This is a genomic window from Oceanobacillus sp. CFH 90083, from assembly GCF_009389585.1.
Lineage (GTDB): Bacteria > Bacillota > Bacilli > Bacillales > Amphibacillaceae > Oceanobacillus.
Genome location: NZ_VIYG01000003.1, coordinates 16,153 through 36,197 on the forward strand (window position 1 = coordinate 16,153; position 20,045 = coordinate 36,197).

Consider the following 20,045-nt stretch of genomic DNA (forward strand, 5'->3'; position numbering starts at 1 on the left):
ACACGACTTCCCGGGGTCTAAGGCTACTCACCCCACCGTAAAGGGCTGTCGCAACACCGACACTAGTACCTCAACGCATAAATTCGCCGTGTCACTTTTATTGGATTTTGAACATCCACTATCAGTTAGACATGATGATATAGAAAGAAGAAACACCTGCTGTCGATCTGGAAAAGCCTTAAAAGAGAATAAAAGCTTCTTTGGAATACAGGGGGAGTGACTATAGTGAAAGAAACCATTGAAAAAAATACTGTAAAATACCAGAAGCTATTACACAAGTATATCGAGACGCAAGATGAGAAAGCATTATATGATTTGGAGTTAATTAGTAAAGCTTTTATTAAAAAGAATATACTGCCTGAAGAATTAATCAATTTGCATATTCAGGCAATGGAGCAAATTTATCCTCAACTCATGAATGAATATAAGCTTTCGATGGAGTTTTTATTAGAAGCTACGATTTTCTATGGCTTGGCATTGCAGGAAGTGGATTATTTAAGACAGGAAAAAGATGTGCTGACCTCTGAAATCTCCGTTGCTGCAAATATGCAAAAGACATTATTAGGCACAGAAAAGCCGGAAGTAAGTGGATTAGATATAGGCGTTATCAGCGTTCCTGCCCATCAGATGAACGGAGATTATCATCATTTTACCAAAGGAAGTAATGGAACGATTGGAATTGCTATTGCAGACGTCATTGGTAAAGGCATCCCGGCAGCCCTCTGTATGTCGATGATTAAATATGCAATGGACAGTTATCCGGAAGCAACGATGTCACCGAATAAAGTTTTAGAAAATCTGAACCGTGTTGTTGAAAGAAATATTGATTCCAGTATGTTTATTACAATGTGCTATGCCCATTATCTGCCTGTGGCAAGTAAATTGAAATTGTCTTCAGCGGGGCATGAGCCAGGATATATTTTCCGTGCTAAAACGGGAGAATTTGAAGAAGTCCGCACAAAGGGGATCGTTCTCGGGGTAATGCCTGACGCTTCGTATCGGGAGTATGAATTAGATATTGATAAAGGTGATTTAATTATATTTCTGACAGATGGTGTTTCGGAATGTAGAGACGGTGACCGATTTATTGAAACAGAGGAGCTGCTGGAAGTCATTCGCAAATATATTGATTTACCTGCGCAGAATCTGGTGGATAATGTTTATCAGTATTTTGAAAAGCTTCAGGATTTTCAATTACGTGATGATTTTACATTAATTGTTCTCCGCAAAGAGGTTTAAAGAAATAAAAGTGGGGAATAAAGAATATTATAAGTACGGGTTCAAAAAGTATGATAAAAAGCATCAGCCGGCTAAGAATGTGATCTCCGGGGGACTGAGATTACTCAATCCCGTAAAGCAAACCGACGCGCTTTTGGAGGATGCGATGACTTCGGCATGGCACGCATGACCTGGGCGTTCTGAGTAGGAGTTCCTTTTTTCTCGCTATGTTATTTTTGTGGGACTTTTTGAACATCCTCTAAAAGAGGTATTTATAACTACCGCTATTACAGATGATAATATAGACCTAGATAATTCGCAGTCTTAGAAGAAAATTAAGGAGAATTCTATGGGAAGTGCGTGTTATTCCTGGATCATTACTCACTCAATCAAACCCATTGGAGCGGCGGTTTAAATCTTTCATTCAACTTAAAGCAGCTACAGTGTATCCAGATGTAGTTTTATTGCAAAAAAAGTTGCATGTAATAGATTCATTCAACTTATCTGGTTAATAGAACCATGAAATCCCAATGTATAGTTATTGTCATCTGCCTAATATCTTGATGACAGAGGAGGTTTATTATGAATTTATCAGTAAATGTACAGGACGGCAATAATGTAAAAGTATTAGAAGTAAGTGGAGAAATTGATGCATATACTGCACCAGAGCTGAAAAAATCATTCATGCCCTTAATACAGGAAAGTGGCAGCGAAATTGAAGTAGATTTAGAAAATGTACAATATATGGACAGCACAGGCTTAGGTGTGTTTGTCAGTGCTTTGAAGGCCTCTAAGGAAAGTGGAAGTCATTTTACTTTAAAAAATGTGCAAGAGCGGGTTTATCGCATTTTTGAGATTACAGGTCTGAATGGAGTTATAGAGATTAAAACAGCGATTCGAGGTGGCAGTGAGTGATGGAAGCATTTGATTATATTGAAATGAAGGTGCCGGCGAAAGCGGAGTATATTGGTGTAATGCGTTTAACTCTATCAGGTGTTGCTAACCGGATGGGTTTTTCTTATGATGCAATTGAAGACTTGAAAGTAGCCATATCAGAAGCTGTTACAAATGCTGTAGAGCATGCATATGAAGAGAAAGAATCTGGTGAGATTACCGTCGGCTTCGGCTTATATGAAGACCGAATGGAGATCATCGTGGCTGACCGTGGAGGAAGCTTTGACTTAGAAGAAGTAAGGAATGAAACGGGGCCATATCAATCTGATGAACCTGTTGAGAAAATTCGGGAGGGAGGCTTTGGTTTATTCCTGATTGAAGCATTAATGGACGAAGTAAAAATCAACAATAAATATGGTGTAATGGTCATTATGACTAAATATAACAGAGAAGAAGAGGTGGACATGGATGGCAGCCAAGTCTCAACCATACAATAGAGGGGGAGATGAGGTTTACAGGTGGATAAGTGCGCTTCAGGAGGATCCGACAAATGAAGAATTACAGGAAAATATTGTTCTAACCTATCAGAATCTGGTTGGGTCTATTGCCCGAAAGTACTCTAAAAATAGTACTATTCATGAAGATCTTGTACAAGTTGGCATGATTGGCCTGCTTGGTGCAATTAAGAGGTACGATCCATCTTATGGTAAGTCATTTGAATCTTTTGCAATCCCCACAATTATTGGTGAAATAAAACGATTTATACGAGATAAAACATGGAGTGTGCATGTACCCCGCCGTATAAAAGAGTTGGGACCCAAAATTCGCAAAAGTGCTGATGAACTGACGACCAAAAATCAAAAATCTCCTACCATTCAAGAAATTGCAGAACACATTGGTGTACCGGAAGAGGAAATTTTAGAAACAATGGAAATGAGTAAAAGCTACAAAGCTTTATCTGTTGATCATAAAATTGAAGCTGATTCAGACGGCAGTGAAGTTGCTATTTTGGATTTAATTGGTAATGAGGATAACAATCTTAAAAGTTTGGAACAAAAAATGATACTTGAAAAAGTGTTTCCTGTTTTATCAGAACGGGAGCAGATGATTTTAGAATGTACCTATTTCAAAAATATGAGCCAGAAAGAAACAGGAGAAATATTAGGCATTTCACAAATGCATGTTTCACGGCTTCAAAGACGAGCACTCCGTAAGCTGCGAGAAACGATGCAAAAGGAAAGTACAGAGGTATTCGATTGATTTCGGGCAGATATGTAGATGTTTCTGTCTATCAAAAGGCTAAAAAAGGTAACCATTTTTGTGGAGATAGTTACTTTTTTATAGAAGAAGACCAAATATTTCTGGGGGTGCTCGCAGATGGTCTTGGAAGCGGGGAAATTGCAAAGGAATCTTCACAAGCTGTCATCGATATTGTAAAACAGCATAAGAACAAAACAGTAAAAGAGGTTGTCGATTTATGTAATAAAGAGCTGATTGGTATGCGCGGTGCAGTAATGGGCATTCTGAAAATAGACTTAACCGATCAGACCTTTTCTTTTTCTACTATTGGAAATATCGGTATCATTATTTTTGAAAAAGCAGGTAAAAAGAAAAGAAATATTCCAAGCTCCGGGTATTTGGGCTCTCGTTATCGGGGTGTAAAGGTAATGACTGAAAAATTAACGGAAGGAACAAATTTTATTGTGTTTTCCGATGGAGTGCAGGATAAAGAGTTATCTGCGTGCTATTTTAAAGACTGTGATGTGGAGCGGATTACAAATGCTTATGCACAATATAATGACAACTCCAGGCAGGATGATACAACCTTAATGGCAATTAGATACAAAGGAGAAAAAGATTGATTTATATGAAAATAACATGGACATCGTTTCATTTGTTATTGTTTATAAATCAATCTTTTTATTATGTGAACAGGCATTATCAGGTTTAATTTGATACAATAGAGAGTAGCGTAAGGAGGAGAATAAGTCGTGACTGTAGATGAAAAATTATTAATGATTGTATCAAAAGATACTAGTATACAAGGAAACATTGTTTCAAAAGTCATTTCTCTCTTAGATGAGGGAAATACCGTTCCATTTATTGCAAGGTATAGAAAAGAAGCAACTGGCGGTTTAGATGAGGTAAAAATAAAAGAGATTCAGGATAGATGGACATATGTTCTTAACCTGTCTGAACGAAAGCAAGAAGTGCTCCGTATCATTGAAGAGCAAGGCAAACTGACAGATGACCTAAGAAATGAAATTGAAAGAGCGACACAGCTACAAAAGGTAGAGGATTTGTATCGTCCTTATAAACAAAAACGCCGTACAAGAGCAACCATTGCCAAAGAAAAAGGATTAGAGCCGCTGGCACTGACCATTTGGGAGCAGAAGGAATCCGTTGATTTAGAGCAGGAGGCAGCGCAGTATTTCTCGGAGGAGCACGAGCTGCATACGGTGGAAGACGTGCTTCAGGGAGTAAATGATATCATTGCTGAATGGATTTCGGACGAACCGGCTTACCGTGAGTTTATCCGTGATGTCACAATGAAACAGGGAATCATCCAGTCAGAGGATAAAAATAAAGAAGCGGATGAAAAACAGATTTTTGAAATGTATTATGAATACAGTGAAGCGGTTCGTTCGTTGGTTTCCCATCGTATTCTTGCCCTTAACCGCGGAGAAAAAGAGGGGATATTGAAGGTACAGGTGGAGCCGCCTGTGGATAAAATAATTTCTTTTTTAGAAAAAAAGGTGATTAAAAAAGCTTGTCCGCAAAATATCAAGGAATTATTAACAGCAGCAGTGGAAGATAGCTATAAAAGGTTAATTGAGCCGTCAGTGGAAAGAGAAATACGCAGTGCACTTACAGAAAAAGCAGAAGCACAGGCAATTGAAGTTTTCTCGGTTAATTTAAGAAATTTATTACTTCAGCCGCCATTAAAAGGGAAGGTTATTCTGGGAGTAGACCCTGCTTTCCGGACAGGCTGTAAGCTTGCTATTGTGGATGAGACAGGAAAAGTACATCAAATTAACGTTATCTATCCAACTGCTCCAAAGAAAGATGTCAAAGGTGCAGAGAAGGTTGTCATCAGCTTGATTAATCAATTTAAAGTGGAATTGGTTGCGATTGGAAACGGAACAGCATCGAGAGAAACAGAGCAGTTTATTTCGGATGTGCTGGCAAATAACAAGCTGGATATTCCATATATTATTGTGAATGAGGCAGGTGCAAGTGTGTACTCAGCTTCAGCTTTAGCCAGAGAAGAATTTCCTGATTTGCAAGTAGAGGAAAGAAGTGCCGTCTCTATTGCAAGACGGGTGCAGGATCCATTAGCTGAGCTTGTTAAAATTGATCCTAAATCCATCGGTGTTGGTCAGTATCAGCATGATGTCAGCCAAAAAGAATTATCTAATTCCCTGACATTTGTGGTTGAAACCGCGGTTAACCAGGTTGGTGTTAATGTGAATACAGCTTCCTCCTCGCTCCTGCAATATGTATCTGGTTTAAGTAAAACAGTAGCGAATAATGTGATTAAGAAACGGGAAGAGGAAGGAAAATTCACAAGCCGTGAGCAATTAAAGAAAATTCCGCGGCTTGGTGCGAAAACATATGAACAGGCCATTGGCTTCCTGAGAATTATGGATGGCGATACACCGCTTGATCGCACACCGATTCACCCGGAAAGCTATCCGCATGTAAAAGCTTTGTTAAACAAACTGGGCTTTGATGAACAAGCTCTGGGGACAGAGCCTTTACAGCAAAAGATTGAAAAGATAGATAAACAAGTTGTGGCAGAAGAACTGGAGCTTGGATTGCCGACATTAGAAGATATTTTGGAAGCATTAAGTAAGCCGGAACGTGATTTGCGTGATGATTTTCCACAGCCATTACTAAAGAAAAATGTCATGAATATGGAGGATTTACAGTCGGGCATGGAGTTGCAGGGAACAGTCCGTAATGTCGTTGATTTTGGTGTATTTGTTGATATTGGCGTCAAACAGGACGGGCTTGTGCATATTTCCAAAATGTCCAAGCAGTTCGTTAAGCATCCAATGGACATTGCTTCTGTTGGTGATGTAGTCACTGTCTGGGTAGATGATGTGAATGTTCAAAAAGGAAGAATTGCGCTTTCGATGATTCAGTAAAGTTGATTATGATAAATAAAGAATAAGGAAAAGGGACTTCCGTGCTGTGAAGTTCCTTTTTTCAATCAAAAAAAAGAAAGACTCTCACCTTGAGTAAGGGAGAAGTCTTCCTTTTTATATGCTATTATTTTACAGATTCCTCGTTTGCAGCTTCCACTTCATCAAGGGAAATACCCATTGCTTCTGCAACGCCTTTACCATAGTCAGGGTCAGCTTTATAGCAATTGTTGATATGGCGAAGTTTGACGCCTTTAGATACTGGAGCCATATCATCCGCTGTATTTTGGAAAAGAACTTGTTTTTGCTCATCAGACATTAAGCGGAATAACTTACCAGGCTGCTCGTAGTAAACTGCATCGTCTTCATCAAAGTCATAGTAATCTACATCAGCACCTAACTGTAATGCAGGCTCCTGATGCTCTTTGGTATCTTCCCACTCTCCGTATTGGTTCGGGCTGTAGCTGACTTGTCCACCTTGGTAAGGGATAACACGCATTGCACCATCACGGTGATATGGATGGAAGTTTTTCGCGTTCTTTGGATAGTTAACTGGAATCTGCCAGTGGTTCACACCCAAACGGTAACGCTGTGCATCTCCATAAGAGAATAGACGTCCTTGTAACATTTTATCCGGAGAGAAACCAATTCCAGGAACAATGTTCGTAGGAGCGAATGCTGCCTGCTCTACCTCTTCATGATAGTTTTCAGGATTTTTATTCAGTTCTAATTCACCAACTTCGATAAGCGGGAATTCATCTTTATACCATACTTTTGTTAAGTCAAATGGGTTGTAAGGCATATTTTTAGCTTCTTCTTCAGTCATTACCTGAATGTACATTTTCCATTTAGGGAAATTGCCTGATTCAATCGCTTCGTATAAATCACGCTGATGACTTTCGCGATCCGCGCCGACAATCTTTGCAGCTTCTTCATTCGAAAGATTTTCAATTCCTTGTTGAGATTTAAAGTGGAATTTCACCCATACACGCTCATTATCTGCATTGTATAAGCTGTATGCATGACTTCCAAATAAGTGCATGTTACGGTATGTTTTTGGAATTCCGCGGTCAGACATAACAATTGTAACCTGATGAAGTGCTTCTGGTAAGCTGGACCAGAAATCCCAGTTTGCTTCAGGGCTCTTCATATTTGTTTTTGGATCACGTTTTACAACATGGTTTAAGTCCGGGAAACGTTTAGGATCTCTAAAGAAGAATACAGGGGTATTGTTACCGACTAAATCCCAGTTACCCTCTTCTGTGTAAAATTTCATCGCAGTTCCGCGAATATCACGTTCAGCATCAGCAGCTCCACGCTCACCAGCTACGGTAGAGAAGCGCAGGAACATGTCTGTTTTCTTTCCGACTTCAGAAAAGATACTTGCTTTTGTATATTTGGTAATATCATTCGTGATAGTTAATGTACCATAAGCTCCAGATCCTTTTGCGTGCATACGGCGTTCAGGAATGACTTCACGATCAAAGTGTGCAAGCTTTTCAAGGAACCAAAAATCTTCCATTAGTAATGGACCACGTGGACCGGCCGTTTTAGAATCATCATCATTCGGAACAGGAGCACCAAATGCAGTGGTCATTTTTCTTTTTTCACTCATAATATAGTTTCCCTCCTAAATATATTAAATACAATTATTATAATAACATAATAAATAGTAGATTGCTATTAATATTCTGTGTTATTTAGATGACTTTTTTTTTAATATTATATGGAAGTCTTTCTTAACAGTATCATTCGTATTTCTATGCGATAAAAAGTTAGGTTCTGTTTTTCTGTGAATAAAAATGAAAAGCTGCAGGAAGGATTCTATCAATTCTCAATTAGAGAATATAATTGAGAATTTTGGTGTGAAATGGTTGCGATTTAAATAGAATGGAAGTTCCTGATTTGCGCTTTTTTATATTTGGATGATAGTATTAATTAACCAAATTTTTAACGGATTAGCATCATGGAAAATGGTTGGGAAGTAAGTTTTTGGATACCTCGAAAATGAGGAGAAATACTAGCATGCCGTTGTATTTTCAGGAGGGTGTAACAAGATGAACCCATTATCAGATAAGGAATTGCATCAATTAGTTAACCAGCTGTCAGAGACTTTTTTTCATAAACCTTTTATGGATAAAGTACAGTTTAATTCCCGTTTGCGGACTACTGGTGGAAGATATCTCCCCGGCAAACGGCTAATTGAATTAAATCCTAAATATGCATTGGAATTTGAAAAGGAAGAACTGATTGGTATCATTAAGCACGAGCTTTGCCATTATCATTTGCATATTGAAGGGAAGAGTTACGGACATCGCGATAAGGATTTTAAAGATCTCCTTGCACAAACAGGTTCTCCCCGCCATTGCAAACAATTGCCCTCAGAACAGAAGCGCTGCCGCTATACGTATGAATGCAAGAAGTGTAATGCTATTTATAAAAGAGTAAGGAAAGTAGATGTGTCGAAGTATCGATGTGGGAAATGCAAAGGGAAATTAAACTTGATGTAAATTTTTTTGAAATAAGTATTGACGAATAATATTATCCATGGTAAATTAATGAAGCTGGCAGGAGATAATAGCTTTTCTTACTTTGAAAATGCATCTCACAGCTGTTGTCAAATTACTTCAATTTCTGATTTGTTTTCTTAAGCGAAAAAATATTTTCAAGAAATTTAAAAGTTTTTGTTGACAAAAAACAGGATATGTTATAAAATATTTCTTGTTGTTGCGTAAATTTAGATATTACATAGAAAATGATTGATTATTTTGATATTCCACAGTAGCTCAGTGGTAGAGCAATCGGCTGTTAACCGATCGGTCGTAGGTTCGAATCCTACCTGTGGAGCCATTATTGGAGAAGTACTCAAGTGGCTGAAGAGGCGCCCCTGCTAAGGGTGTAGGTCGTGTAAGCGGCGCGAGGGTTCAAATCCCTCCTTCTCCGCCATTTTAATTTTCATAATGGCCCGTTGGTCAAGCGGTTAAGACACCGCCCTTTCACGGCGGTAACACGGGTTCGAATCCCGTACGGGTCATCTTTCTAAAAAATTAAAATAAATAATTGGTCCGGTAGTTCAGTTGGTTAGAATGCCTGCCTGTCACGCAGGAGGTCGCGGGTTCGAGTCCCGTCCGGACCGCCATTATAGTTGGGCCATAGCCAAGCGGTAAGGCATCGGGTTTTGATCCCGTGTACCCTAGGTTCGAATCCTAGTGGCCCAGCCATTTTTCTTTTAGAAGGAATACATGCTGATACTATTAATAATAATAGTATTTTTTTATTGATAGGGCTACATAAAAGTGAACTATCTAATAAGAGCCATTAGCTCAGTCGGTAGAGCATCTGACTTTTAATCAGAGGGTCGAAGGTTCGAATCCTTCATGGCTCACCATTTTATTTTAGCGGATGTGGCGGAATTGGCAGACGCGCTGGAATCAGGCTCCAGTGTCCGTTAAGGACGTGGGGGTTCGACTCCCTTCATCCGCACCATTTTTTATATCAAGCGGTCGTGGCGGAATGGCAGACGCGCCAGGTTGAGGGCCTGGTGGGTGAATAACCCGTGTGGGTTCAAATCCCACCGACCGCATCATATGTAAAAACCATTCATATCAAGGGTTTCAGACCTTTGATATTTTTTTATATAATTTTTGACCATAATTAAGTGATGAAAATGAAATGTTTGAATTCAAAAGAAATCATCTAGTTTATTGGTAGTTTTTTGTGCTTAAATTTTTCCTGTAACTCCTGTGTGATTGCTTTAGTTGTTTGTTTTGAATTTCTCCAATTTGTATAATAGTATTTGAACAAGTCTTTGTAAGCGTTTTATTGAATCTTGCGAAATGAGTGTCTATTTGATAACTTTTATTATATAGTCTTACCGAGTTCTAGGAAGCAAAATGTCCAGTGTGGGTTTCATGCTTCCCTTTTTGGTTCCGTATCGCAGGATAGCAGCAGCCGGAATGAAGATAGCTTATACAAAAGCAATTTGGGCATGATTTTAAGCAGTTCCATGTTTTGCTGATAGGAACAATAATGAATTGTTTTTTGCAATTGTTTATATGTGTTTTGTTTTCTGTGCTTTATTTAAGGCCAAATCTATGTGTTAAAATAATCGTTGAGGTAATGAGAAACCTTGAATATGCTCATGCAAGATTTAAGCATACTAAGCACGCTTAAAGTAGTTTGGCTGACGCACTGCCAGCCAATATTATTAACCCAAAAGAGGGTGTAATGAAACGAAGGAGCAATTTGGGAAAATGAAAGCTTTTGAACTGTAACAATGTTTATATCAATAATTGATGATGTATTCTTAATAAATGATGAAACTCTAATGGATGTGGTGATGAAATGAATCAGAGAATAAACGAATACAACCAGCCAATTGGCGAAGCAATGCCTGGCTGGCAGAAACGAGCACTCCCTGAGGCCATGTATTATGTCGGGAAATATACAATTGTCACTAAGCTGACTTGCGAACATAGTAAAGCTCTCTATGAATGCTTTAACCACTCAAGCCCCAGTAATTGGACTTACTTACCTGAAGAGCCTCCTCAAAACGATGAAGAATTTGAGAAGATGCTACTGAGAAAAATAGCAAGCAAGACAGAAGTTTTTTATGTTGTGCTGAGTAAACAGATGAATCAGCCTTTTGGGATTTTTAGTTTAATGAGGATTGACCAGGAAAATGGTGTAATGGAAGTAGGACATATCAATTTTTCAGATGCATTAAGAAAAACACGTCTATCTACCGAGGCGCATTATTTATTAGCTTCATATGTCTTTGATGAACTCCAGTACCGACGTTATGAATGGAAATGTGATTCTCTCAATGCTCCTTCTATACAAGCGGCCGAACGGTTAGGGTTTCAGTATGAAGGGACATTTAGAAACAATGTGATTTATAAGCAACGCTCACGAAACACAAGCTAGTTTTCTATGCTAAAAGAAGAATGGCCTCTACATAAACAGGCAATAAATCAGTGGCTGGCAGAAGAGAACTTTGATGACGAAGGAGTTCAAGTTCAAAGGCTGGAAGCATTTAAGCAATAAGGGCAAAATGGTTTGCTTATTTATTAAAAAATGACAAAAACGAATTATGTTTGGATTATTGTATCCCTTTTAAGACCAAAATAGATAGAGAATCCCAATTAGTTGTCAAACGCTTTTAAAAGCATTCAATTTTGAAAAAGCTCAATTCAAAATTAACTAAAAAACCTTGCAATTTCATGAAAATAACATTATGATGATAAACATAACTTTTTGTGTCAGGTTTTATAACATATTATCACGAGCTCCAGAAGTTTGTTTTGGCATGGGAAATTTTTAAAGGTTATTGTAAATCCAAATAATTTTGTGTCTTTTTGCAGTTTGACCTGTAAACATGCTTTCCTTAAAAGGGAAAAGCGTATATGATAAAAATATAGGTGAACAATCATGATTGGAGATAGAGCTGTAACAGTTTCACTTTCAATCCAAATAATGGAAATAATGTGGTTTATGCCGTTTTTAAGGATACTTTATGGACTCTATTAAGGATATACTTTAGAAATGATTTATTCATTGATTGATATATTACGTATACTGGGGTAATTATAATCAGGGGAATAAAGTAAAGCTTCCGGGAATCGCTCAAGAAGTGATGGAACCGGGCCGCAGTTTACTAATAAAAGTAGCAGACATAGGCTGAGGCTCAAATACCTGATCATAAGAATTTTTCTTCTTAAGTTATGAATGGAAGTAATGTCTCTAAATAGGAGATTGAAACATAAATGTCAAGGAGGAATCGTAATGTTAGATTTAATCATCCGAAATGGTGAAGTGGTGTTAGCTAATGGACCACAAAAAGTTGAAATTGGTATTAAAGATGGAAAAATTACTGTCATTGCCGAGAAAATTGCAGAAGAATCTGCAGAAGTAATGGATGCTGCCGGCCAATATGTATTGCCGGGTATGGTGGACACGCATGTTCATATTAGTGAGCCGGGAAGAACAGAGTGGGAAGGCTTTGAAACAGGCTCCAAGGCTTTAGCTGCCGGGGGAACGACGAGCTATGTCGAAATGCCTTTGAATGCACTGCCGGCTACAACAAATAAAGCAGCACTTGATTTAAAGCTTGAGGCTGCTAAAACCCAAAACTATGTTGATTATGCTTTCTATGGCGGGCTTGTACCAGGAAATATCGATGATTTAAAAGAATTGGATGAGGCAGGTGTTCCTGCATTTAAAGCATTTCTATCTAATGTAGGCAGTGATATTCCGGGTGATTTCGAAAGTGTTGATGACTTTACCTTATATAAAGGCATGAAAAAGCTTGCCGAATTGGATCAAATCCTTTGTCTTCATGCAGAAAATCCTGATATAACTTCGAAATTAGAAGCAGAGTTTATTCGTGAAGGGAAGGTTTCTGCAATGGATTATCCAGATGCACGTCCCGTATTTACAGAGGTGGAAGCAGTGCAGCGCGCATTGCTTTTTGCAAGAGAAACAGGATGTCGCCTTCATATTGTCCATATCAGTACTTCTGAAGCAGTACAGGAAATTTTAAAAGCACGTGCGGAAGGCTTAGATGTAACAGTAGAATCATGTCCACATTATTTTGCTATGTCGGCAGAGGATTTAGAAGAGATTGGTGCATATGCGAAGTGTCAACCGCCAATTAGAAAGAAAGCAGACCATGACAAATTATGGGAAGAATTATTACATGGCAATATTGATTGGTTAACATCTGACCATTCCCCGTGTACGGAGAACTTAAAAACAGAGGCCGATAACCTGTTTGAGGCATGGGGCGGCATCAGCGGAGCGCAGAATAATGTTGATTTAATGTTTGATCTTGCAGTAAAACAGCGGGGACTTCCTGTTGAAAGATTTGTTGAATTGATCGCAACGACACCTGCTAAGCGTTTTAATTTAACGAACAAAGGTGAAATTGCAATTGCAAAGGATGCGGACATCATTTTTGTAGATCCGAATCAATCCTATACTGTAACTAGAGAAAATTTATACTATAAGAACAAGCATAGTGCCTATGAAGGAAGAAAGATCGGCTGCCGTGTGACCAAAACAATCTTACGCGGGAATGTTGTCTTTGATCTCGAAAAGGGTATTATTGGCGAACCAAAAGGTGAATTATTGACAAAATAAGACGACATGCACGCAGGATAGAATTACTATATTTTTATATAGATAGTTAGGAGTTGAAGGATATGTCTGATAATATAAATAACAATATACCAGCAGAAAACGCTGATGCGGCTGCACAAACCGATTCCTTGAAGCCCTTAGGTCCGGAAGACAGAAAGCTTGGGACCTTTGGATATAGTGCACTGTGGGTTGGTGATGGTGTGAACATGGGTAACATGACGCTGGGAGCAAGTGTTGTGGTTGCCGGAGTTGCTACACTTAATATTTTTCAAACGATTGCAGCTGCTATCATAGCGATAGCAATTATATCTGCCATGTTTGCATTAAATGACCGTGCAGGTTATCGTACAGGGATTCCATATGTGACACAATTAAAAATGTCATTTGGTGAAAAAGGTACGCTTGTATCTTCTTTACTTCGTGCTGTTCCAGCTGTCATTTGGTATGGTATTCAAAGCTGGATTGGCGGTACTGCTCTAAACGAAATATTTAAAATTGTAAGTAATGGTGCTTTGGATAGTGTTGCACTTGGTTTTATTATCTTATTAGCAGCTCAAATTCTGCTTTCCATGAAAGGCTTTCACAGTATTAAATGGGTAGAGTCAGTTGCTTCCGTTGTCCTGATGGGGATTGTCATTACTGTATTTATTATTCTGGTGACAGATCATCGTGATGTTATAACAGACACATGGATCAACACATCAGGCTCCTGGGGAATTCCATTCTGGGGATTCGTTATGATTTTTCTGGGGAATTATGCAGCTATTTTTCTAAGTGCTGCTGACTATTCAAGAGAGCTTAAGACAGGGTATTCGGATAAGAAGAGAGGATTACTCTATTTTATTCCAATTGTTATTTCGTATGGCTCCGTGATTGCTGTAGGTGCTATGCTTGCAAGTGCAACTGGTTTTACAAACCCGGCACGAGGCTTACCGGCATTATTTGATAATGTTTATATTGAATTATTTATTTCTGTATTTATTGTATTCGGTGCAATTGCAGTAAACATGGTAGCAAATATTGTAACACCGACATATGTTATCCAGTTATTTACGAAGCTGAATTATAAGATTTCTGTTACCATTACGGGACTGCTTGCAGCGATTTCCTTCCCATGGTTACTTGTACAAGATGACAATGCCAAAGGGCTGGACATGTTTGTACTCATCTACTCTGCATTTTTAGGGCCGATGATAGCCATTTTGATTGTGGAGTACTACTTGCTCAGAAAACAAAAGGTTGATGTGGATGAGTTATATAAGAAGGATGGACAATTTACGGAAACAAACAAAGCTGCAATTATTGCTATGCTGATTGCTGCGGGATTAGCATTCATACAGGTAGACTTGGCCTGGATTATCGGCTTTGTATCTGCTGCTATCATCTATCCAATCCTGATGAAGTATACCTTCAAGAACTCCAGCTTTAAGAAAAATACCATCTTTGAGAAAAAGAAATAATAATAATAAGCAAAGCAACCGATGTCCATAGGATGTCGGTTGTTTTTCATGGATTGGCTTTTATATGATAAAGTAGCTGTAGAATATGATTTCGTCAATGCACTTGTAAATGATTATACTTTTTCATTTCCAATATGTCTTCAGCTCTATTTTATTATCCTGAAACCCAATTCCATCATAAGGAGAGAGAATGCAGATGGCAGGAAAAAAAGAAATTATGCAACATCATATGAATGCAATAAAGTTTGTACGAGCTTTACATGCGCTAAGCGAAGACCAATGGAGAACGCCAGTAGAAAAAGGTAAATGGACTGTGGCTGAGGTAATTGGACATTTAATTCCATGGGACGAATTTGTACTATATAAACGAATGCCTTATTTATTTAGTGATGATAAGCTTCCTAAGGGATCTGGTACAGATGCAACCAATACAATGGCTGCCTCAAAAGCGAGAGAGCAAGACAAGGAAATCATCATAGACAAATTTATATTGGTAAGAAGTAACCTTTTACAGGCAATGGATAATATACCGCCTGCCCGTTGGCACGATGAAGTAGTTATTGGAGAGACCAGGTTAAATTTATCTGACTATTTTAATGGGCTTGTGAAGCATGATGTTCATCACTTTGAACAAGTGAAGGCGGTTATTCAACAATCCAACAAGTAGAGGTGTAAATAAATGAACCAGGAATACACACAGGCAATTCATGACTTATTGATAGAGAATGAGGATACAGAGGACGCTGTAAAGATGAAAAAATATATGCGAAATCAATTTGCTTTTTTAGGAATTAGAGCTCCGGAAAGAAAAGTATTAGTAAAATCCTTGCTCGAAAAGCATGGCAATCCGCCGGAGGAACATTTTCAAGAGATAATGTATGAGCTTTGGAAATTGCCTGAAAGAGAGTATCAAAGCATTGCCTTAGACCTGATGGATCGCAGGATAAAACGTTTTAAAGAAGAAGACATCGAATTATTAGAGCATCTCATCGTCAATAAATCCTGGTGGGATACAGTAGATTGGATTGCTTCCAAACATGCCGGGCATTATTTCTTGCAATATCCGAAAAATATAAAATCCATTACAGGCAGGTGGATAGCATCGAAGAATATATGGCTGCAGCGGGCCGCTATTTTGTTTCAATTAAAATATAAAAAGCAAACAGATGAGGATCTGCTGTACAATTATATTAATCGGTGTCTTGGATCAGAGGAGTTTTTTATTAACAAGGCGATCGGCTGGGCGCTTAGGGAATACTCCAAGACAAATCCTGAGTCTGTACTTGAATTTGTTCATCAGACACCATTAGCTAGACTTAGTGAAATGGAAGCAATGAAAGTTATGAAGAAAAATAAATGAGCTTCTCAGGCATATAAAATGGAAGATGCCTGAGAAAGAAGCAGCTGTAAATTATTTCATGATGAATGCATTCTTACAAACAGTGTTTTTTGCGAAAACCATTAATATCATTGGATGAAGCTCCTTTGGTATTAATGGTTCTCATTTCATAAAGACAGCTATACACTTTGGATGAATCATCAATGGTTATTAGCCCCGGCTTCTCGTATTGCTGCTACGATTTATTTTGTTCTTTAATCCACAGGGCGACCTGTAAAATAAGTGAATCATTAAATACCCTTGGATTATATCCTGTTTCACTTGCTATATTATTTATCCGGTAAAGCAGTGTATTTCGGTGCAAAAATAGGGCGTCAGCAGTTTTTTGGATATTTAAATCATTTGCAAAAAATGCTTTTAACGTCATTGCCTGCGTTTCATCCAAACGTTTTAAGGTCCGCTTGGAGAATCTTTCTCTGAGCGTCTGATCAAGCTGGTAAAGTAATGCTCTTACTTCTATTTGACTAAATGAAATAATTTCACTTGCCGGATCGCTGATTTTTAAGGCAAGTTCGCAGTCAGCATAAGCCTGGTGAAACTGGTTCAGTTCATGGAAAGCTAAGCTATAGGCTATTCTAAATGTAACATGCTGCTTATGGAATAATTTTTGTAACAGATCAATTTTTCGCAATGCTTCAGTCTCTTCTATTTTTGATACGGCAATAAATAACTGATTAAGGCTGATAAATCCAGCTATGGCATGACGGTTATCAAATAATTGCTCTATTTTTTGAATCAATTCTTGTTTTTGGATATCGAGGTTATCTAGATGAATGACGAATGCCATGAATGGAGGAGTTAATTCCATTTTCAGCATATCAAGACCTTGTTGAATGGTTTTGTAAGAATAGCTGCTTTTTAATAATTGGTCAATAACCATTTCTTTGGTACGTTGTTTCCATTCAAGCTGAGAAGTAATAAATTCTTGATCAATCATCAGTTCTGTTGTCATTTTTACCAGCTCCCCGATATCCTCCATTTCATCCGGATCTCCAGTAACACCGATGACACCAATAATATTGTCCCGAAAAACGATAGGTAAATTAATTCCAGGCTCCGAGCCTTTCCATGTTTCCCCTTGCTCAGGATAGATGAAAAGTGTTTCTCCATTGCTTAAGACTTCTACTGCTCCCTCATGAATTGTATGTAATCTCGATTCATCCCGAGTGGCAATGATCTCTCCTCTTATATCCATAATATTAACATTTCGGTTTAAACGTATCGAGGTTTCTCGAACGATAGCATTTGCAATTTCTTTTGTTAACATATTCATATATGATTCTCCTTTAGATACACCATACAAAAACTAATAGAATATTCCTTTTATTTTTGTATGATATAGCCATATACAAATGAAGTCAAGATTCGTATAATTTTAACTACAGATTTATGAAAACGCTTACTGAAGGGTGTGATTAAATGAAAATTATCGTTGCTCCAGACTCATTTAAAGGAAGCTTAAGTGCAGTCGAAGCAGCTAATGCCATAGATAAAGGAATCAAAAATGCTTTCCCCGACGCGGAATCAGTATTGATCCCTGTTGCGGACGGTGGTGAAGGGACATTAGAAACACTTGTTGCTGCTACGAAAGGAGAAATAAGAAATGTCATTGTAACTGATCCATTAGGAAATAAAGTCGAGGCTGGATACGGTGTTTTAGGAGATAAAAAGACATGTGTCATTGAAATGGCTGCAGCATCAGGGCTTACCCTGATTTCGAATGAAGAACTCTCCCCTCTGGAAGCAACAACTTATGGGACAGGCCAGTTAATTAAACAGGCTCTGGACGACGGTTTTACTTCTTTTATAGTTGGATTAGGCGGTTCCGCTACGAATGATGGAGGAGCGGGTATGCTGCAAGCGCTGGGGCTAAGGATTTCAGATGCAGATGGAAATGAAATCGGATATGGCGGAGCTTCTTTAGAACAAATTGCTTCGATAGATACGGATTCATTTGATTCCAGAATCAAAGGCTGTCAATTTTTAATTGCCTCTGATGTGGAAAATCCGTTAATTGGACCAAATGGAGCTTCTCATATTTTTGGACCTCAAAAAGGAGCAACTCCAGAGATAATAGAGCAGCTTGATCAGAATCTGACACATTGGGCAGATCAGGTTGCAAAGGTTACAGGAATTGAGCTGCACGATCTGCCGGGTGCAGGAGCTGCTGGCGGTATTGGCGGAGCTTTCCAAGCTTTTTTTCCATGTGAAGTAGAGAGGGGAATTGATGTTGTTCTGGAGTATAGTAACATCAATCAATTTTTACCAGGAACAGATTTAGTCATTACTGGCGAGGGGAGAGTAGACGGGCAGACTGCTTCAGGTAAAACCCCGCTCGGAGTGGCACAAACAGCGAAGATGCAAGGAGTTCCGACAATTATTTTAGCAGGATCGGTAAGTGAAGATGCATCCGTGCTCCATGATTTTGGTGTCGTAAGTATCCACAGCATTATCAATAGACCAATGACTTTAGAAGAATCTATCCAGAATGCATCTACGTTATTGGAATTAAGTAGTGAACAAGTTATACGAGCTTATTTTCATTCTATAAATCATATCAAAGGAGGAGCGGTTTATGAGAATTAAGGATACAATTGAAAAAGTACCAGGGGGATTAATGGTAGTTCCTCTTTTGCTGGGAGCTTCTTTAAATACAATTGATCAAATGCATATACCAGCAGTGATGAGGGTTCTTGAGTTTCTTGGTGCACCACAAACAGAGGAAGGGTACTATGAGTTTTTAAGAATTGGCGGTTTTTCACAAGAATTATTTAAAGATAGTGCACTAGTATTAATTGCTCTATTCCTGTTCTGTGTAGGCAGTCAGATGAATCTGAAAGTCGGCGGGAAGGCATTAAAGAAAGGCGTATTACTTACCGGCTCGAAGTATGGTGCCGGAGTAGCTGTCGGAATGGCTTTTGGATTCTTCTTTGATCCGATCACTGGATTATTTGGACTTTCAACGCTTGCATTAATCGCAGGAATGACAAATAGTAATAGTGGAATGTATGCTGCTTTAACCGGAAAATTCGGGAATAGATCAGATATTGGCGGTCTCTCTATTCTGGCTATCAATGATGGGCCGTTTTTGACATTAGTTGCATTAGGCGTATTAGGTACAGCATTCCCGATGATTTCATTTATTGCTGTTTTGCTTCCGATTGGAATCGGAATGCTTTTAGGGAATCTGGATCCCAAAATACGAGAGTTCTTAAAGCCGGGTGAGGCTGTTACCATTCCGTTTTTCGCTTTTGCTTTGGGAGCCGGCATGAATTTAGCAAACTTCTTTAATCCTGCAGTGCTTACAGGTGGATTGACGCTAGCTGTTCTTACATTTGTTTGTTCAGCTGGTACAGGTATCCTTGTATTTAAAATATTTAAAGAAAAAAGTTATATTGCTCCGATTTCAGAAGCTTCTACAGCTGGAAATGCCGCTGCAACACCTGCAGCCGTAGCCGCCGCAGCGTCTGTAGCTGTTGGTGCCGGAGCGATGACACAAGCAGAATTTGAAGCAATCCAGAGCATCGTACCAATTGCAACTGCACAGATTTCTATATCAACCATTACAACTTCCTTACTTTGCCCTTTAGGAGTTATTCTAATGGATAGATATCAACGGAAAAAAGGGATTGATGGTACACGAGAGGATCTGGGGTTAAAAGGGAATAAAGATGAATTAAAGCATGCGGTAAATGACTAGCATTATTCAGGAAGCAGGCTTGATCCAACAGATAAATTTATCTCGGATGGATGATGAAATGTCATTTTGCAAATGGATAGGATTTA

16 protein-coding genes and 8 tRNA genes are annotated in these 20,045 nt (G+C 38.6%); 22 read left to right on the top strand and 2 right to left on the bottom strand.

The window, feature by feature from the left end; genetic code table 11:
- Positions 1-225: 225 nt before the first annotated feature.
- The 6 genes from FLK20_RS04885 (at position 226) to FLK20_RS04910 (ending at position 6,263) form a co-directional block, all read left to right on the top strand.
- Complete coding sequence (locus tag FLK20_RS04885) at positions 226-1,239, top strand: PP2C family protein-serine/threonine phosphatase (protein WP_152655452.1); 1,014 nt, start codon at positions 226-228, stop codon at positions 1,237-1,239.
- A gap of 561 nt (positions 1,240-1,800) precedes the next feature.
- A complete protein-coding gene (locus FLK20_RS04890) occupies positions 1,801-2,133 on the top strand; it encodes an STAS domain-containing protein (RefSeq protein ID WP_152655453.1) in 333 nt (110 codons plus the stop codon).
- Positions 2,133-2,609, top strand: a complete 477-nt coding sequence (rsbW, locus tag FLK20_RS04895) for an anti-sigma B factor RsbW (protein ID WP_152655454.1) — start codon at positions 2,133-2,135, stop codon at positions 2,607-2,609. The genes FLK20_RS04890 and rsbW overlap by 1 nt, the downstream gene beginning before the upstream one ends.
- On the top strand, positions 2,581-3,372 hold the full coding sequence (gene sigB, locus FLK20_RS04900; protein ID WP_152655455.1) for an RNA polymerase sigma factor SigB: 792 nt from the start codon (positions 2,581-2,583) through the stop codon (positions 3,370-3,372). Before rsbW ends, sigB begins: the two co-directional genes overlap by 29 nt.
- On the top strand, positions 3,369-3,974 hold the full coding sequence (locus FLK20_RS04905; RefSeq protein ID WP_152655456.1) for a SpoIIE family protein phosphatase: 606 nt from the start codon (positions 3,369-3,371) through the stop codon (positions 3,972-3,974). The genes sigB and FLK20_RS04905 overlap by 4 nt, the downstream gene beginning before the upstream one ends.
- A gap of 153 nt (positions 3,975-4,127) precedes the next feature.
- Complete coding sequence (locus FLK20_RS04910) at positions 4,128-6,263, top strand: Tex family protein (RefSeq protein ID WP_152655803.1); 2,136 nt, start codon at positions 4,128-4,130, stop codon at positions 6,261-6,263.
- Between the two features lie 124 nt (positions 6,264-6,387).
- Here FLK20_RS04910 and FLK20_RS04915 read toward each other — a convergent pair whose 3' ends face one another.
- The gene (locus tag FLK20_RS04915; RefSeq protein ID WP_152655457.1) at positions 6,388-7,875 is read right to left on the bottom strand and encodes a catalase; all 1,488 of its coding nucleotides are present in this window, start codon (positions 7,873-7,875) and stop codon (positions 6,388-6,390) included.
- A 442-nt stretch (positions 7,876-8,317) separates the two neighbouring features.
- On the opposite strand from FLK20_RS04915, the gene FLK20_RS04920 reads away from it, so the two are divergent.
- The 14 genes from FLK20_RS04920 to FLK20_RS04985 all read left to right on the top strand — a co-directional run bounded on the left by FLK20_RS04920 (position 8,318) and on the right by FLK20_RS04985 (position 16,220).
- Entirely contained in the window at positions 8,318-8,770 is a 453-nt protein-coding gene (locus FLK20_RS04920) for a SprT family protein (protein WP_152655458.1), read from the top strand.
- Positions 8,771-9,035: 265 nt separating this feature from the next.
- Positions 9,036-9,110 (top strand) — tRNA-Asn (locus FLK20_RS04925).
- A gap of 5 nt (positions 9,111-9,115) precedes the next feature.
- Positions 9,116-9,206 (top strand) — tRNA-Ser (locus FLK20_RS04930).
- A 16-nt stretch (positions 9,207-9,222) separates the two neighbouring features.
- A tRNA-Glu gene (locus FLK20_RS04935) sits at positions 9,223-9,294 on the top strand.
- Between the two features lie 28 nt (positions 9,295-9,322).
- A tRNA-Asp gene (locus FLK20_RS04940) sits at positions 9,323-9,399 on the top strand.
- A 7-nt stretch (positions 9,400-9,406) separates the two neighbouring features.
- A tRNA-Gln gene (locus FLK20_RS04945) sits at positions 9,407-9,481 on the top strand.
- A 91-nt stretch (positions 9,482-9,572) separates the two neighbouring features.
- Positions 9,573-9,648 (top strand) — tRNA-Lys (locus FLK20_RS04950).
- A gap of 10 nt (positions 9,649-9,658) precedes the next feature.
- Positions 9,659-9,746: transfer RNA gene (locus FLK20_RS04955), tRNA-Leu, on the top strand.
- 13 nt (positions 9,747-9,759) lie between these two features.
- Positions 9,760-9,843: transfer RNA gene (locus FLK20_RS04960), tRNA-Leu, on the top strand.
- Positions 9,844-10,604: 761 nt separating this feature from the next.
- Complete coding sequence (locus FLK20_RS04965) at positions 10,605-11,186, top strand: GNAT family N-acetyltransferase (protein ID WP_227994854.1); 582 nt, start codon at positions 10,605-10,607, stop codon at positions 11,184-11,186.
- 858 nt (positions 11,187-12,044) lie between these two features.
- Positions 12,045-13,400, top strand: coding sequence for an allantoinase AllB (allB, locus tag FLK20_RS04970; protein ID WP_152655459.1), 1,356 nt, complete (start codon positions 12,045-12,047; stop codon positions 13,398-13,400).
- 62 nt (positions 13,401-13,462) lie between these two features.
- Complete coding sequence (locus FLK20_RS04975; RefSeq protein WP_152655460.1) at positions 13,463-14,860, top strand: NCS1 family transporter; 1,398 nt, start codon at positions 13,463-13,465, stop codon at positions 14,858-14,860.
- Positions 14,861-15,056: 196 nt separating this feature from the next.
- A complete protein-coding gene (locus tag FLK20_RS04980) occupies positions 15,057-15,527 on the top strand; it encodes a DinB family protein (protein ID WP_194165530.1) in 471 nt (156 codons plus the stop codon).
- Positions 15,528-15,539: 12 nt separating this feature from the next.
- Positions 15,540-16,220, top strand: coding sequence for a DNA alkylation repair protein (locus FLK20_RS04985; RefSeq protein WP_152655462.1), 681 nt, complete (start codon positions 15,540-15,542; stop codon positions 16,218-16,220).
- 214 nt (positions 16,221-16,434) lie between these two features.
- On the opposite strand, the gene FLK20_RS04990 is transcribed toward FLK20_RS04985, so the two are convergent.
- The gene (locus FLK20_RS04990) at positions 16,435-17,532 is read right to left on the bottom strand and encodes a CdaR family transcriptional regulator (RefSeq protein WP_152655463.1); all 1,098 of its coding nucleotides are present in this window, start codon (positions 17,530-17,532) and stop codon (positions 16,435-16,437) included.
- Between the two features lie 146 nt (positions 17,533-17,678).
- Here FLK20_RS04990 and FLK20_RS04995 point away from each other — a divergent pair, with 146 nt between their 5' ends.
- Together FLK20_RS04995 and FLK20_RS05000 are read left to right on the top strand one after the other, a co-directional pair.
- Positions 17,679-18,845 (top strand): glycerate kinase, encoded by a 1,167-nt coding sequence (locus tag FLK20_RS04995; protein WP_152655464.1) that lies wholly within the window; start codon positions 17,679-17,681, stop codon positions 18,843-18,845.
- Positions 18,835-19,959 carry a 2-keto-3-deoxygluconate permease gene (locus FLK20_RS05000; protein WP_152655465.1) on the top strand — a complete coding sequence of 375 codons (1,125 nt, stop codon included), beginning with the start codon at positions 18,835-18,837 and terminating at the stop codon, positions 19,957-19,959. Before FLK20_RS04995 ends, FLK20_RS05000 begins: the two co-directional genes overlap by 11 nt.
- The last annotated feature ends 86 nt before the right edge of the window (positions 19,960-20,045 follow it).